15 protein-coding genes, 1 pseudogene and 1 riboswitch are annotated in these 13,775 nt (G+C 57.8%); of the genes and pseudogenes, 11 read left to right on the forward strand and 5 right to left on the reverse strand.

The features are described from left to right. Positions 1–58: 58 nt before the first annotated feature. A riboswitch (TPP riboswitch) is annotated at positions 59–165 on the reverse strand. Between the two features lie 57 nt (positions 166–222). From HMPREF9334_RS03825 to HMPREF9334_RS03845, 5 genes are all read right to left on the reverse strand, one after another. Beyond that, entirely contained in the window at positions 223–1,194 is a 972-nt protein-coding gene (locus tag HMPREF9334_RS03825) for a PRC-barrel domain-containing protein (protein ID WP_006692183.1), read from the reverse strand. Between the two features lie 189 nt (positions 1,195–1,383). Next, entirely contained in the window at positions 1,384–2,166 is a 783-nt protein-coding gene (locus HMPREF9334_RS03830; protein WP_039957269.1) for a conjugal transfer protein TraD, read from the reverse strand. A gap of 394 nt (positions 2,167–2,560) precedes the next feature. Beyond that, entirely contained in the window at positions 2,561–2,767 is a 207-nt protein-coding gene (locus HMPREF9334_RS03835) for a hypothetical protein (protein ID WP_006692185.1), read from the reverse strand. 29 nt (positions 2,768–2,796) lie between these two features. Further along, positions 2,797–3,078, reverse strand: a complete 282-nt coding sequence (locus HMPREF9334_RS03840) for a type II toxin-antitoxin system YafQ family toxin (protein ID WP_006692186.1) — start codon at positions 3,076–3,078, stop codon at positions 2,797–2,799. Further along, a complete protein-coding gene (locus HMPREF9334_RS03845) occupies positions 3,062–3,361 on the reverse strand; it encodes a type II toxin-antitoxin system RelB/DinJ family antitoxin (protein WP_006692187.1) in 300 nt (99 codons plus the stop codon). The genes HMPREF9334_RS03840 and HMPREF9334_RS03845 overlap by 17 nt, the downstream gene beginning before the upstream one ends. Positions 3,362–3,705: 344 nt before the next feature. Between HMPREF9334_RS03845 and HMPREF9334_RS03850 the strand changes: the two genes are divergently transcribed. The 11 genes and pseudogenes from HMPREF9334_RS03850 to HMPREF9334_RS03905 all read left to right on the forward strand — a co-directional run bounded on the left by HMPREF9334_RS03850 (position 3,706) and on the right by HMPREF9334_RS03905 (position 13,774). Next, entirely contained in the window at positions 3,706–3,972 is a 267-nt protein-coding gene (locus HMPREF9334_RS03850) for an HPr family phosphocarrier protein (protein ID WP_006692188.1), read from the forward strand. 120 nt (positions 3,973–4,092) lie between these two features. Next, positions 4,093–5,826, forward strand: a complete 1,734-nt coding sequence (ptsP, locus tag HMPREF9334_RS03855; protein WP_006692189.1) for a phosphoenolpyruvate--protein phosphotransferase — start codon at positions 4,093–4,095, stop codon at positions 5,824–5,826. 131 nt (positions 5,827–5,957) lie between these two features. Then, positions 5,958–6,164, forward strand: coding sequence for a ferredoxin (locus tag HMPREF9334_RS03860; RefSeq protein WP_006692190.1), 207 nt, complete (start codon positions 5,958–5,960; stop codon positions 6,162–6,164). 78 nt (positions 6,165–6,242) lie between these two features. Continuing rightward, positions 6,243–7,316: an aldose epimerase family protein gene (locus HMPREF9334_RS03865; RefSeq protein WP_006692191.1), complete on the forward strand. Its 1,074-nt coding sequence runs from the start codon at positions 6,243–6,245 to the stop codon at positions 7,314–7,316. 150 nt (positions 7,317–7,466) lie between these two features. Further along, positions 7,467–8,657, forward strand: coding sequence for an ADP-forming succinate--CoA ligase subunit beta (gene sucC, locus HMPREF9334_RS03870; RefSeq protein ID WP_006692192.1), 1,191 nt, complete (start codon positions 7,467–7,469; stop codon positions 8,655–8,657). A 19-nt stretch (positions 8,658–8,676) separates the two neighbouring features. Then, positions 8,677–9,582: a succinate--CoA ligase subunit alpha gene (sucD, locus tag HMPREF9334_RS03875; protein WP_006692193.1), complete on the forward strand. Its 906-nt coding sequence runs from the start codon at positions 8,677–8,679 to the stop codon at positions 9,580–9,582. Positions 9,583–9,755: 173 nt separating this feature from the next. Then, positions 9,756–9,903, forward strand: a pseudogene (locus HMPREF9334_RS12875) (secretion protein HlyD); the annotation flags it as partial. A gap of 35 nt (positions 9,904–9,938) precedes the next feature. Further along, on the forward strand, positions 9,939–11,264 hold the full coding sequence (locus HMPREF9334_RS11360) for a TPM domain-containing protein (protein ID WP_006692194.1): 1,326 nt from the start codon (positions 9,939–9,941) through the stop codon (positions 11,262–11,264). Between the two features lie 127 nt (positions 11,265–11,391). Continuing rightward, positions 11,392–11,961, forward strand: a complete 570-nt coding sequence (locus HMPREF9334_RS03895; protein ID WP_006692195.1) for a LemA family protein — start codon at positions 11,392–11,394, stop codon at positions 11,959–11,961. 36 nt (positions 11,962–11,997) lie between these two features. Beyond that, positions 11,998–12,876, forward strand: coding sequence for a hypothetical protein (locus tag HMPREF9334_RS03900; protein WP_006692196.1), 879 nt, complete (start codon positions 11,998–12,000; stop codon positions 12,874–12,876). A gap of 25 nt (positions 12,877–12,901) precedes the next feature. Continuing rightward, positions 12,902–13,774, forward strand: a complete 873-nt coding sequence (locus tag HMPREF9334_RS03905) for a hypothetical protein (RefSeq protein WP_039957273.1) — start codon at positions 12,902–12,904, stop codon at positions 13,772–13,774. Position 13,775: the final 1 nt, after the last annotated feature.

Below are 13,775 nucleotides of genomic sequence, written 5' to 3' on the forward strand. Positions count from 1 at the left end.
GCGCGGGGCAGGCTTAAGAAAGAAATCAAAAACGCGGCTATGCCAACTGACATAGCCGCGCTATCTGCACATATATCCCTACGTTGGCATTATCCAAATCAGGTTATGGGTCGGGACGCATAATCCCCTCTCAGCCGACTGCTGTCAGCTCCCCTTATTCTGTTGTGCCTCCACCACCGCTCACGATTCCCTAGCGATGATTTGGTATATTCTCGTCTGAAATTACTGTGCACTCATCGAGAGCTCGATGAACTTGTTGCCGAGCTTCGCCTTCTGCAGGACTTCCTCGGTGATGTCCGCGCCCGCCTCGACGATGACAACGCCGTTGTCCATCTTGATCGTGCGCGTCGCCTTCTTGCCGAGCAGGAAGCGGCGGTGACGATCCTCGTTCACGCGCTCCGCGCTCTTGTCCTCGGCGGGCTCTGCCGCCGGCTCCTCTGCGGCGGGCATAGTTTCAGCAACAGGTGCGGGCTCCTCGGCAGGAACTTCGACCGGTGCTTCCTCCACAGTGGGCAGCTCCGGCTCTGCGGGAGGCTCCTCCATCGGAATATCCGCTGCAGCGTCCGCTGTATGTGCGGGCTCCTCTGCCGCCGGCTCTGCTGCAGGAGCCATCTCCTCAACCGTAGGTGCTGCGACCTCTGCCACCGGCTCTGCCGCAGCTGTCTCGGCTGCGGGCGCTGTTACAGCGGGTGCCGCCGGTGCAGCCGCTGCGTCAGATTTTTTTCCGGCATCACCCTCCGGCGAGATGACCGTAACTTCCTTCCCGAAGATCGAGACCTGATCCGCCGTCACCTCGGTTGTCGATCCCTCGGGCTCTGTGATCTCACATTTCTCAATACTGCCGTCCTCACCGATGAAGATCTCGGTGATATTTCCCTGGATGACACCCGAGCGCGTGATCGCCTTCGTGCCGATGACGCGGATGTTGTCGTCGAGCAGCGTCTCAAAGTCGCCCGCCGCATCGAGCGTCAGGATGTTCTCGCTGTTGTTGATCGTGACGGCATCCTCGCCGACCGCAATGACATTATCGTAGGGAATGAGCTTGACTCCGCGATACCAGTCCTCGTCCTCAATCGTGATCGCCGCCACGACGCGGTTCGGCGCATCGATGAGCAGCGTCTTGCTCATGCCGAGCTCGCGCCCCTCGGTGATGCTGATGACGGGAAGTCCCAGAATGTCAACGCTTTTCTTCATGTGTATTCCTCCATTTTACTAAAAATGTCAGGTTGTTAGGGAATCGCTGATAAAATGAAGTCTGTCAGATTGGCACAGATTTTTCTGTCCGATTGAGGCAGCAAACCGGACGCATAGCAGGGCTATGTGGAGGATTTGCTAACGAAAAGCGGGCAAAAAAGATGTGCTAAGATGACGGTGCTGAATTTATCAGTGCTTCCTTAGCTCCTGTGCGCGCCGATCCGCCTCGGCAAGCAGCTCCTTCGACACCTCGTCGAAGGGAAGCGCAGGCGTTCCCTGTGCGCTGAGCATATGAGAAACGACGGTCAGGGCTCTGCGGGAGCGCTCAAACTCCTGCACCATGACAGCGTTCTTGGCAATGATGGGCAGCGCGAGCGCCTCGTCAAAGAGGGCAAGCGCCGCATCGTAGTCCCCGAGGTTCTTGTACAGCGTGGAGAGCTCGATGATGAGATACGGTATATAGGAGTCCTCGGGATAGCATGCGAGCGCCCGTCGGTATGCTGCAATCGCCCGCAGCGGATTGTCCGCTGCCGCCTCGTACGCCATATCCAGCAGGACATCCATGCTCTCCGGCCGCTCCTGTGCGAGGAGCGGTTGCTCCGATACGAGAGCTGCGGCAGGATACGCCACAGCGGACACGTCCAGAGGCGCCTTCGCCTCACGGGTCTCTTCATATGCCGTAGGTGCGGGCGCATCGTTCATCGCCGCAGCGGCAGGAATGACGACCTCCGCAGAGCAATCTTCACCCAACCCCTCCGATGCAGCGGAGGATGCCTCTGCACGCCGCCGCGCCCGCGCCGTCAAAAAACGATTGTAGAGCGTCACCACCAGCCCTGCGCCCGCGATCAGTCCCCCCAGCTGCACATAGTACATCTGCGTGAGCGGCGGCCGCAGCGCGATCATGCCGGCAACGACACCGATGCTTATGACAGCGGCGAGAAAGAGCGCAGAAAGACGGATCTGTGTCTGCATTGCCGTCGTCCCCCTTTGCTCCTCACCGTTGACCAACACAGCGGACATACCGATAGGTATTCTAAGTTTCTTTCGACATAAACACGAAAATTCCTTCTTTGGTATAGGAAATAATAAAAAAAGTCCTCCTCTTTTTTAATTTCTACCCTTTTTCATTTTTTATAGTATAGGAAATGCACCATGCAAAAACGCTACATATCAAGCCTTATGACGAATCCGTAACTTCAGTAACACCAAAGCTTCATGGGAATAACACAGATGTTTTTGCACAAAGACGAAATAGCTACACAAAAAGGCGAATCATGGTACTTTGTAGGCAATTTGTAGACAAGTGCAAACAACAAAAATAGAGGGGACAGCGCACGATACGCTGTCCCCTCTGTTTGTTTATTTGTCACCACTCTACAACGTTATACATTACCGTCGCGCCCTTATATCGCCCGCCGTCGAAATGAGCAAGTGCCTCAAAGTGTCCCTGCTCGTAGCCAATCGACATGAGTGCCTTGCCGTCAATGACGGACGCACCCGCCTTGATTCGGTGATCTTTTCGTAGGTTGATCTTAGCCTCACCTCCTATTTTGCGTACAAGAAAAGCACCCATCCGAAGATGCGTGCTTTTCACTCAATCACTCAAAACAGGTCGCTGTGTGTCCCTGTCCGTGTCAAGTATAGAATCAATTTCGTTTCAGAACGTTCGTAGATCAAAAGCCAGTCCGGCGCAATATGACATTCGCGGCAATGATTGTACTCACCGATAAGCGCATGGTCATGAAAGCGCGGCGGCAGGATCTCCCCTCGTGCAAGCGCATCCACCACTTCTCCAAGCAGAGAAAGATTGTAGCCACGCCTTCTTACGAGTTTCAAATCCCGTTTGAATTTAGACGATTGGACAATGTCATAATGCTTTGGCATCATCATCCTCCGCATCAAGCTCTGCGAGAATCTCGCCAAACGAATGATATGTTTTTACGTGCGGGTCGTTCATCATCCGACGCACCTCTTCGATTGCCTCCCGCGTCTCCTCGTTCGGAATGTGATCGACACTGACACGGAACGGAATGCCCCGCGCCCGCACTGCTTGTCGGAGAAACATATTGACCGCCGTGGACAGGTTCATGCCAAGTTCCGCGAACAGTTCCTGCGCCTGTACTTTAATCTCAGGATCGATCTTGATATTTGTGCTAACAGCTGCCATCGAAACCACCTTACTTTCATTTTTATTTTATAGTTTCATGTGCCTGTTGTCAACACAATATATACTTAAATGGTGATTTCTTACCCAAGACAAGTAACATCAAAGAGCACGCGACGTTTATAGAAGTCGTTCGCAATGTTTGAGATATGGCTCATATCAATGATTCTGTAGACAAGCTGTAGACAAATAGAGGGGGGGATTTATGTACGCCTTGCGGTAAAAGGCGTTATTGAAAAGCCCAACATTTTATAGTATAATAACCATGACATTCATTCGCACGCGGAGCAATGTGCGCGCGCGGGAGAAAATATAGGCTGATTCACTAACGGATGGGAGAGGTTCACATGACGCAGGAAACAGTTATGATCGAAAACAAGACGGGCATCCACGCACGTCCCGCATCAGTGTTCGTCCAGACGGCGACCAAGTTCAAGTCCAAGATCCAGATCGAGGCGAAGGGCAAGAAGGTCGACGCAAAGAGCATTCTCATGCTCATGAGCATGGGGCTCGTCAAGGGTACGGAGCTCACCATCATCGCCGAGGGCGAGGACGAGGCGGATGCTGTGAAGGCACTCGCGGATCTCGTCAACTCGAAGTTCGGCGAAGAGTAATCTGATTTGGGAGACGCCCGAGGTTTTGCAGTGTACTGTTGCCTCGCGGCGTTTTTTCATAGGGCTGCCGATCGAACAGTGCAAGGAGGAGGTCGGAAGCTCTCATAGGGGGGATAAGACATGGCAGAAACAATCCGAGGAAAGGGTGTTATCTCCGGCATTGCCGTCGGTCAGGTGCTGCTCGCGGGACAGAACCTCGACGGCTATCTCGCGGCGTACAAACCCGATACCATAGCCGAGGAGCAGAGCAAGGCGGAGGCGGCGCTTGTCGCCGTTACCGAGACGCTGCTCGCAACCATCGACCGTCTGCGGAAGGAAGATCAGGCGGAACAGGCAGCCATCCTCGAGGCGCACCGCATGATGGTACAGGACCCGATGATGGCGGAGAACATCAAGAGCAAGATCGAGGCGTGCGGCAGCGCCCCGCAGGGTATTCTCGATGCCGCAAACGAGCAGGCACAGGTATTCGAACAGATGGAGGACGAGTACTTTTCCGCGCGTGCCGTCGACCTGCGCGACGTGGGCAAGCGCATCGCGAAATACGTCCTCGGGGTCAAGGAACCAGAGATCGGTGCAGGTCAGGTCATCCTCTGCGGTGAGGAGATCGAGCCGTCCGTCGTGGCGGGGATGCCTACCGACCAGATTGCGGGGGTCATCCTTGGTTCGGGCAGTGCGACGAGCCACGTCGTCATCATCGCCAAGGCCCGCGCGATCCCGACCGTGCTCGGCATCGGCGACAAGATCAACCACATTCAAGACGGCGACGAGATCATCCTCGACGGCAGCCGCGGCGACATCATCATCCGACCGACCGAGGAAGAGCGCCTGCTGTATCAGGACAAGATCGAGGAGCAGAAAAAACTCGCAGCGCACTATGCCGCACTCAAGGATCTGCCGGCGGTGACGAAGGACGGCGTACGCATCGAGCTCACGGCGAACATCGGCACGCACATGGACGTGGACAACGCACTCACCTACGGCGCGGAGGGCGTGGGTCTCTTCCGCTCAGAGTTCGTCTTCATGGGCTCCACGACGATCCCGACCGAGGAGGATCAGTTCAAGGCATACCGCGCCGCCGTCGAGAAATGCGGTGGGCACATTTGCGTCATCCGCACCATGGACATCGGCGGTGACAAGCCCCTGCCCTACCTCAACATTGACCCCGAGGAGAATCCGTTCCTCGGCTACCGTGCCCTGCGCATCAGCCTGGACCGACACGACCTCTTCCTTCCGCAGATCAAGGCAATCCTGCGCGCAGGCCTCTATGGCAAGGCTGCGATGATGGTACCCATGGTTATCAGCGTGAGCGAGATCCAGCGTGTTCAGAAGCTCGTCGAGCAGGCAAAGGTCGAGCTCACCCACGAGGGCAAGGAGTACTCCGACGAGGTGCAGGTCGGCATCATGGTTGAAACGCCTGCCGCCGCCGTCGTCTCGCCGCTGCTCTCCCAATACGTCGACTTCTTCAGCATCGGTACCAATGACCTCATCCAGTACACGCTCGCAGTCGACCGCGGCAACGCGCAGATCGCACATCTCTACAACCCGTTCAACCCCGCCGTCCTCCGCCTCATCCAACGCACGATCCAGAGCGCACGCGAGCGCGGCATCTGGGCGGGGATGTGCGGCGAGATGGCGAGCGACCCGTACGCCGCCGTCATCCTGCTCGGCATGGGCATCACGGAGCTCTCCATGAGTGCGCCGTCCATCCCGCGCGTCAAGGAGATGATCCGCTCCGTCACCTCGACACAGGCGAAGGAACTCCTCGCCGATGTCATGAAGATGGAGCACGGTGTCGATATCCGCGCCTATCTGCACAAGATGCTTGAGGGCTCGGATGCGAGCGCAAGTGTCTGATTTGTTGCAAAAGGCACAGACAAAGGCGCTGTTTTACGTCATACTGTACATGTGTGTTATATTTTGAAGACTTCCTGCTGCGCTTCGGTGCGGCAGGAACTTTTCGTTTGAGCGTTTAAGGGAGACCGACCATGAAACTATCCATCGACAACGCTGCGTGCGTCTCCTGCGGCATGTGCGCCGAGCGGCTGCCCGCCGTCTTTCGCATTGACCGCACGGCTCGTTCCGCCGTACTCGTGCGCCAGCCCGTACCGACCGAGCAGGACGACGCACTCGAGGCGGCGGAGGACTGCCCCGTCGGCGCAATTATTTCTTCGATTTTCGTGGCAAACAGATGATTATGTGATAAAATGAGAGTGATTTTTTTCGATTGTCATTTCCAGATGGCGGCACAGCCGCATGGGGGGGAACCTACGATGACGGAATTGAAGATGGAGCCGTTCGGAACGATGCCGGGGGGAGATCGGATCGATCTCTACACACTCACGAACGGACGCGGCACACGCGTCGCTGTCACAACGTACGGGGCGCGGCTTGTGAAGTTCGAGCGGCTTGTCAAAGGAACACCGCTCGACATCGTGCTCGGCTACGAGACAGGTGAGGACTATATCGCCGACACTGCCTGCATGGGTGCGATTGTCGGACGGCATGCGAACCGCATCGCGGGCGGGCGTATCGCGATTGCAGGACGCCCCTATCAACTCGAGCTGAACACAGGATCAAAGAGGCAGAACCATATCCACGGCGGCTCGAAGGGGCTGCACTATCATCTTTGGACGGCAGCGATTGTGGAGAGCGGCGTAGAGCTCACGACGATCAGCCCCGATGGCGAGGGCGGTTACCCCGGCAACCTCGAGGTAAAGGTCACCTACCGCCTCACGGACGACGATGCCCTCATCATCTCCTACCGCGCCGTCAGCGACGCAGACACGATCTGCAACCTCACGAACCACACCTATTTCAACCTGGAGGGGTGCACGGCGAACAGTGTGCTCGATCACACAGCGGAGATCTACGCCGACGAATTCACATGGGCGGATGCGGAGTCCCTGCCCGACGGACGCATCCTCGGCGTCTTTGGCACACCGATGGACTTCACAACGCCGCACACGATTGGAGAGCGCATCGACGCAGCCTATGACCAGCTCCAATTTGCGGGCGGCTACGATCACAACTGGGTACTGCGCGGCGACATTGCCCCTGAGCCCTACTCCCACCTCAAAAAAGCAGCACGCGTCACATCGAAGAAATCAGGGCTCACCCTCTCCTGCTACACGACGCAAATCGGTATGCAGTTCTACACGGGAAACGCCCTCGCAAAACGCCCGCTCGTCGGCAAGGGCGGCAAGGAATTCCGGCGGCGCAGCGGCTTCTGTCTCGAAACACAGTTCTTCCCGAATGCACCTGCGAATCCAACGTTCCCCCAACCGGAGCTTCGCATGGATGAAGTCTGGGAGGCGGAAACTGTCTATCATCTTGAAGATTTATAAGACCACATCCCATCTATAGAGACAGGTTATATTTATACAATTTTTTCAATCACTCATTTCCCCCGAATTGCTAGACTTTTCGCAGGAAGAAGGGTAGAATGATAGCTATAAGCAAGTTCTGCTCACAAAAATTAAGGGAGGATTGACTAAATGAACATTCATGAGTACCAGTCCAAGCAGGTTCTGCGGGAGTTCGGTGTCAACGTACCGAACGGTCTGCCGGCATTCACTGTCGACGAAGCAGTCGCAAACGCAGAGAAGTTGGGCTCCCCCGTTATCGTTGTCAAAGCGCAAATCCATGCGGGCGGCCGCGGCAAGGCGGGCGGTGTCAAGATCGCAAAGAACGTGAATGAAGTCCGCACCTACGCACAGGAACTTCTCGGCAAGGTTCTCGTCACGCACCAGACCGGCCCCGAGGGCAAGAAAGTCGGCCGCCTCCTCATCGAGGAAGGCTCGAAGATCAAGAAGGAATACTATCTCTCGTTCGTCGTCGATCGTCAGACCGCGAGCATCGTCATGATGGGCTCCGAGGAGGGCGGTGTCGAGATCGAGAAGGTCGCAGCCGAGACGCCCGAGAAGATCATCAAGGAATACATTGATCCCGTGATCGGGCTTGCTCCGTTCCAGGCAACGCGCATGGCATATGCGATCAACATCCCGGGTCCCGCCGTCCGCAAGGCGGCCGCACTCATGCAGGGGCTCTATGCCGCATTCATCGGCAAGGACTGCTCGCAGGTCGAGATCAACCCGCTCGTCGTCACCGAAGACGACGATGTCATCGCACTCGATGCGAAGCTGAACTTCGACGACAGCGCACTCTTCCGCCACCCCGACATCGTGGAGCTCCGCGATGAGACCGAGGAGGATCCGAAGGAGCGCGAGGCTGCTGCGGCAGGGCTCAACTACGTCAACCTCGGCGGCGATGTCGCGTGCATGGTCAACGGCGCAGGACTTGCGATGGCGACCGTGGACATCATCAAGCACTACGGCGGCGAGCCCGCGAACTTCCTCGATGTCGGCGGCGACTCCGAGCCCGAGAAGATCGCCAAGGCTTTCAGCATCATGCTTGAGGGCGGTCAGGCGAAGGGCATCTTCGTCAACATCTTCGGCGGCATCAACCGCTGCGACAACATCGCCAACGGCATCATCGAGGCGGCAAAGATCATCTCCAAGGACGGCAAATCCCTCCCTGTTCCCGTCGTCGTTCGCCTTGAGGGCACGAAGGTCGAAGAGGGCCGCGAGATCCTCAAGAACACGCCGATCGGCAACGTCTTCCCCGCAGCCACGATGGAGGGCGGCGCAGAGCAGATCGTGAAACTCGTCGCACAGGCGAAGGCTTAATCGAAAGGGAGGTCATACAATGTCAGTAATGATTGATAAGGACACCAAAGTCATCGTCCAGGGCATCACCGGCAAGGCCGCGATGTTCCACACGAAGCAGATGCTCGACTACGGCACAAAGATCGTCGGCGGCGTCACCCCCGGCAAGGCGGGACAGACCGTCGAGGGCGTGCCCGTATTCAATACCGTTGCAGACGCTGTGAAGGCAACGGGTGCAACCGCCTCCGTTGTCTACGTCCCCGCACGCTTTGCAGCGGACTCGATCCTTGAGGCGGTCGATGCAGATCTCGACCTCGTCGTCTGCATCACCGAGCACATCCCCGTGCTCGACATGGTAAAGGTACGCCGCTATATGCAGGGCAAGAAGACCCGCCTCGTTGGGCCGAACTGCCCCGGTCTTCTCACCTCGCAGCAGTCCAAGCTCGGCATCACGCCCGGCACGGTCAGCAAGCCCGGCCACGTCGGACTCATCTCGCGCTCCGGCACCCTCACCTATGAGGCGGCATTCCAGCTCACGAACGCGGGCATCGGTCAGACGACCACCGTCGGCATCGGCGGCGACCCCGTCAAGGGCACGGACTTCATCGACGCGCTCCAGCTCTTCAAGGACGATCCCGACACCTATGCCGTCCTCATCATCGGTGAGATCGGCGGCACGGCAGAGGAGGACGCTGCGCAGTGGATCAAGGAGAACATGAAGGATAAGCCGGTCTCGGCGTTCATCGCCGGCCGTCAGGCGCCTCCGGGCAAGCGCATGGGTCATGCAGGCGCGATCATCTCCGGCGGCAAGGGCACGGCAGCGGACAAGGTTGCAGCCCTCAACGCGGCAGGCATCCCCGTCGCCGACACCGTCGCCCACATCGGCGAGACGATGGTCAAGCTCCTCAAGGAGAAGGGTCTCTACGACAAGTGCCACACCTGCTGAGGTGAATTTCATAACGCATCAGACGCTCCCGCATATGCGGGGGCGTTTTTTCGTGTGCAAAAGAAAATTTCGGCACTTTTTCTAAAAAAGGACGTTTGACCCTGTCATATATGACAGTTACAAAAATTCAAAGAATATGATACAGTAGGATTGATATAGGAATCGCTGATAAAATGAAGTCCGTCAGATTGGCGTAGATTTTTTCGTCCGAACAAGGAGACAAACCGGACGCATAGCAAGGGCTATGTGGAGGATTTGTCGACACAGTGCGGGCAAAAAAGATGCGCCAAGATGGCGTGGCTGAATTTATCAGTGTTTCCTATACAATGGATTCTGTTTGAAAGGATGTGGAAGGCATGAACAGCAACAGATGTGTACGCGCATTCTTCGCGCTCCTTCTTGCACTCACGCTCCTGCTCACCATCGGCAGCCCTGCAGCGGATGCCGCCGGAAGCCGGCTGCTCGGCACGACGACCGTCACGGCGAGCGATCTGCTCACAAAGCCCGCGCAGCGAGCGTACATCGTCGACACGGCGGGCATGGTCTCGGCAGAGGATGCTGCACAGATCTCGAAAATCGGTGCGGAGCTGCGCAGCAAAACAAAAGCGGAGATCGTCGTCGTCACCGTGCCGACACTCGGCGACACGGACATCGAGTCGTACGCAAACAAGCTCTTTCGCAGTTGGGGCATCGGTGATGCGCGGCTGAACAACGGCGTGCTCCTACTCATCGCGAAGGACGACCGCGCGTTCCGCATTGAGGTCGGCTATGGTCTCGAGGGCGCGATCACGGACGGCTATGCAGGCAGCGTCCTCGACGCGATGAAGGGGGAATTCCGCAAGGAGAACTACTCCCCCGCAATCCTCACGGCGTATGTCACGCTCGCGCAAAAGGCGAGTGCGGAGTACGGTGTTGGGCTCGAAAGCCTCGGTGCCGCCCTCGGCATCCCCGCGAAGCCCACGCATCTCGGCAGTGTGGCGGACTTTGGCGAGATGCTGATGCCCGAGGACGCGGCAGCAATTGAGCAGATGGGCGGCGATCTCACGAATGCGGCCAACGCGCAGATGATTGTTGTCACCATGCCAACGCTCAAAGGCGTGGATGCACGGCGATTTGCGCAGCAGCTCTTTACCGACTGGCAGCTGAAGGACGCGGCGCAGGGGAACTCAGCTCTGCTCTTTATCGCAAAGGAAGAGCGCGAGGTGTGCTTCCTTTTCGGACCTGCCCTGACCGAGATGGAGCAAGAGCACGATACGACCTATGCCGTCAACCGCATCCGTTCCGAATTCCCCCTTGACAAGGACGATATTTCCGAGGAAATCCGAAAGGGCTATGCCACGGTTGGCGCGCGGCTGTGTGAGAAAGTTCATGTCGCCGTGCCGGACTCCATCGACGAGGGCGGCAGTGAGCCCTTCTACGTCTATCTCTTCGGCTTCCTCATCTTCATCCCGCTCCTCCTGCTCCTCCTCTGGATTGTGGGGCAGGTATTCGGGCTTGCCTTCTTCTCTCTGGCTGCTCTGCTGAACCTCCTCAGCTCCGGAAAATACGGCGACATGGGCGGTGGATCGGGCGGCGGCAGATATGATGAGGATGACCGCCCAACCTATCGCGGCGGCGGCAGTTCAGGCGGCGGATACGGCGGCGGCTCCTCGGGCGGCGGCGGCGCGTCGGGGAATTGGTAGTTGAAGCAGTCTAATATGTGCAACCCCAAAGCCTCCCCCGCCAAAGCGGGGGAGGGAGCCCGTGCGGCAACACGGTGGAAGGGGAGCCTTGAACGATTGAGACAACATACGAAAGGAAGTTTTCACCATGAACAACAAAGGCTTTATCTCCGTCGGCATCGTTCTCATCGTCCTCATCCTCATCGGCATCTTCGGCTTTTTCTCCCTCTACAACGGGCTGAAGGAGGCGGAGATCCGCGTCGATGCCTCCTACGGACAGGTCGAGAACCAGATGCAGCGGCGCAGCGACCTCATCCCGAACCTCGTAAACACGGTCAAGGGCTATGACGTGCACGAAAAGTCCATCATCGAGGAGGTTGTAAACGCGCGTGCCAAACTTGCAGGTGCGCAGGGCGTGGAGCAGATGGACGCGGCGAATGCGGAGCTGACGGGCGCGCTCGGCCGCCTCTTTGCCATCGCGGAAGGCTATCCTGACCTCAAGGCAAACACGCAGTACCTCGAACTCATGCGCGAGCTGTCGGGATCCGAGAACCGCATCGCCGTCGCACGGCGCGACTACAACGAAGCGGTACGTGCGTACAACGTACGCATCTCGACCTTCCCCGGCATGTTCCTCGCGGGCAGCATGGGCATGACGCAAAAGCCTCAGTTCAAGGCAAAGGAAGGCGCAGATGCCGTCCCCGAGGTAAAGTTCTAAAAGGTACTCCACACACGGACACAAAGGAGGCTCACCATGAAAATTTTGCGCAAGAAAACAATCGCTGCGGCACTCGCCCTGCTCATGCTTACAGCAGCATCCGCGTCTGCCACATCCTCCACCGCACGTCACATCAAGTCGCCTGCGGCAGCAAAGAAGCAGCTGAACACCATCGCCAAGGCAGAAAAACTCTGGAAGGACGAGTTCGCCATGCCCAAGTATAACGACGACGATATAGCACAGCTGCATCTGCTTTCCTTTACCCCCTCCCAAACGTATTTCGCCGTCACCGATCTCGACGGCAACGGACGTCTCGAGCTGCTCTTCCGACACGCCGCCATGCTGCCTGTTGCGGAGGGCATCACCCCGTATCCCCTCCGTGACACCCCCACAGCGGTCGCCATGGCAGTCTACGAGATCGACACAGACGGCCGCCTTGCCCGCCTCCCCGAGGCGGAAAACGGCTATGGCGCACCCGATCTCACAGGGCTGTACGCTCTCCATCAGGTGAACGCCAACGGCACGCGTCCGTACAATATCTGCACACGAACCATCACAGAGGATGAGCACGGCCACTATAGCTATACCGTTGCCTATCAGCAGATTGCCATCGTAGACGGCGTCGTCACGTGCGAACTGCTCGCAGAGGAAAACGGCTATTACAATGTCTATGATATTGACCGCATCGAGGAGGTGCCCCTCTACGCCAGCATCTACGACGACGATCCCGCCCATCGTGAGATGCGTCCTGCGGATTTTGCACAGACGGGGTTTTATCAGGACTTTTATCGGATCTACACGCCGCCCAGTGCCGTACATTGGATGAGCGGCGATGAGCTGAACCGCGATCCGCGTGAAGCCCTCTCCGCCTCATGGCAGGGCTTTGTCTACGGCGTTATGGACGGAAAGGGATAACAGCCTGCACAAAAGGAGGTACGCGATGAAACATATCTCGCTCAGAAAGACCATACTTGCGGCGCTTGCCACGTTCTCGTTGACAGCATCTGCCGCCCTCGCCGCAGCCGCGCCAAACCCCGAGGCACAGCTGCAGATGATCGCAGAGGCAGAGCCGCTGTGGAAGGATGAGTTCGTCGCGCGCTGGGACGAGGGGCAGACATCGCATCCCTACCTCATGCGCTTCAACCGCCGTCTGACGTACATCGCCGTCACCGACCTCGACCACAACGGCAGACTTGAGCTGCTCGTACGCCATGCGATGACGCTGATGGATATATCCGGTCCCCATGCGGCGGGTGTTGTGGATATCCCGATTGATATCAGCCTGTCCGCCTACGAGATCTCTGCGGACGGACGGCTCGAACGCCTCCGCGCAGAGAACGGCTACGATTGGCCCGATCTGATGAACCTCCAACCCCTCAGTGAGATCGACGAGCACGGCACGCGCTGGCATCCTGTCCGCACCGTGACCGTCTCCCGGGGCAGCTGCTTCACGGACAATGATCCTTCTTACACCTATACAGCGTCCTATCAGCGCGTCGCCCTCGACCATGGAACGCTGCGCTGTCAGCTGCTCGCCGTGGAAAAAGGCAGTTATCGGGACGTGGACAGCCCCTCCACCTGCAGGAAAATCCACGTCTCCGCCAGTGTCTTTGACGGCGATCCCGCCCATACGAATATGAGTGGACGGCAATTTCAGCAGACCAATCTGTATCAGACCTTTGATGAGGCACTCCTGCCGCCAAGCTCCATCCGCTGGGTGAGCGGCGACGAGCTCAACCGCGACCCGCGCGAGGCACTCTCCGCCTCGTGGCGCGAATTCTCCTACGGCGCATTGCGCGGGGCAAGGGGGTGAA

The sequence above is a fragment of the Centipeda infelix ATCC 43532 genome, from assembly GCF_000234095.1.
In the GTDB taxonomy this organism is placed as follows: Bacteria; Bacillota; Negativicutes; order Selenomonadales; family Selenomonadaceae; genus Centipeda; species Centipeda infelix.

What these genes read in the sequence shown, in the direction of transcription:
- HMPREF9334_RS03825 (WP_006692183.1), bottom strand. Translation starts at nt 1,194, where the DNA reads ATGAAGAAAAGCGTTGACATTCTGGGACTTCCCGTCATCAGCATCACC.
- HMPREF9334_RS03830 (WP_039957269.1), bottom strand. Translation starts at nt 2,166, where the DNA reads ATGCAGACACAGATCCGTCTTTCTGCGCTCTTTCTCGCCGCTGTCATA.
- HMPREF9334_RS03835 (WP_006692185.1), bottom strand. Translation starts at nt 2,767, where the DNA reads ATGGGTGCTTTTCTTGTACGCAAAATAGGAGGTGAGGCTAAGATCAAC.
- HMPREF9334_RS03840 (WP_006692186.1), bottom strand. Translation starts at nt 3,078, where the DNA reads ATGCCAAAGCATTATGACATTGTCCAATCGTCTAAATTCAAACGGGAT.
- HMPREF9334_RS03845 (WP_006692187.1), bottom strand. Translation starts at nt 3,361, where the DNA reads ATGGCAGCTGTTAGCACAAATATCAAGATCGATCCTGAGATTAAAGTA.
- HMPREF9334_RS03850 (WP_006692188.1), top strand. Translation starts at nt 3,706, where the DNA reads ATGACGCAGGAAACAGTTATGATCGAAAACAAGACGGGCATCCACGCA.
- ptsP (WP_006692189.1), top strand. Translation starts at nt 4,093, where the DNA reads ATGGCAGAAACAATCCGAGGAAAGGGTGTTATCTCCGGCATTGCCGTC.
- HMPREF9334_RS03860 (WP_006692190.1), top strand. Translation starts at nt 5,958, where the DNA reads ATGAAACTATCCATCGACAACGCTGCGTGCGTCTCCTGCGGCATGTGC.
- HMPREF9334_RS03865 (WP_006692191.1), top strand. Translation starts at nt 6,243, where the DNA reads ATGACGGAATTGAAGATGGAGCCGTTCGGAACGATGCCGGGGGGAGAT.
- sucC (WP_006692192.1), top strand. Translation starts at nt 7,467, where the DNA reads ATGAACATTCATGAGTACCAGTCCAAGCAGGTTCTGCGGGAGTTCGGT.
- sucD (WP_006692193.1), top strand. Translation starts at nt 8,677, where the DNA reads ATGTCAGTAATGATTGATAAGGACACCAAAGTCATCGTCCAGGGCATC.
- HMPREF9334_RS11360 (WP_006692194.1), top strand. Translation starts at nt 9,939, where the DNA reads ATGAACAGCAACAGATGTGTACGCGCATTCTTCGCGCTCCTTCTTGCA.
- HMPREF9334_RS03895 (WP_006692195.1), top strand. Translation starts at nt 11,392, where the DNA reads ATGAACAACAAAGGCTTTATCTCCGTCGGCATCGTTCTCATCGTCCTC.
- HMPREF9334_RS03900 (WP_006692196.1), top strand. Translation starts at nt 11,998, where the DNA reads ATGAAAATTTTGCGCAAGAAAACAATCGCTGCGGCACTCGCCCTGCTC.
- HMPREF9334_RS03905 (WP_039957273.1), top strand. Translation starts at nt 12,902, where the DNA reads ATGAAACATATCTCGCTCAGAAAGACCATACTTGCGGCGCTTGCCACG.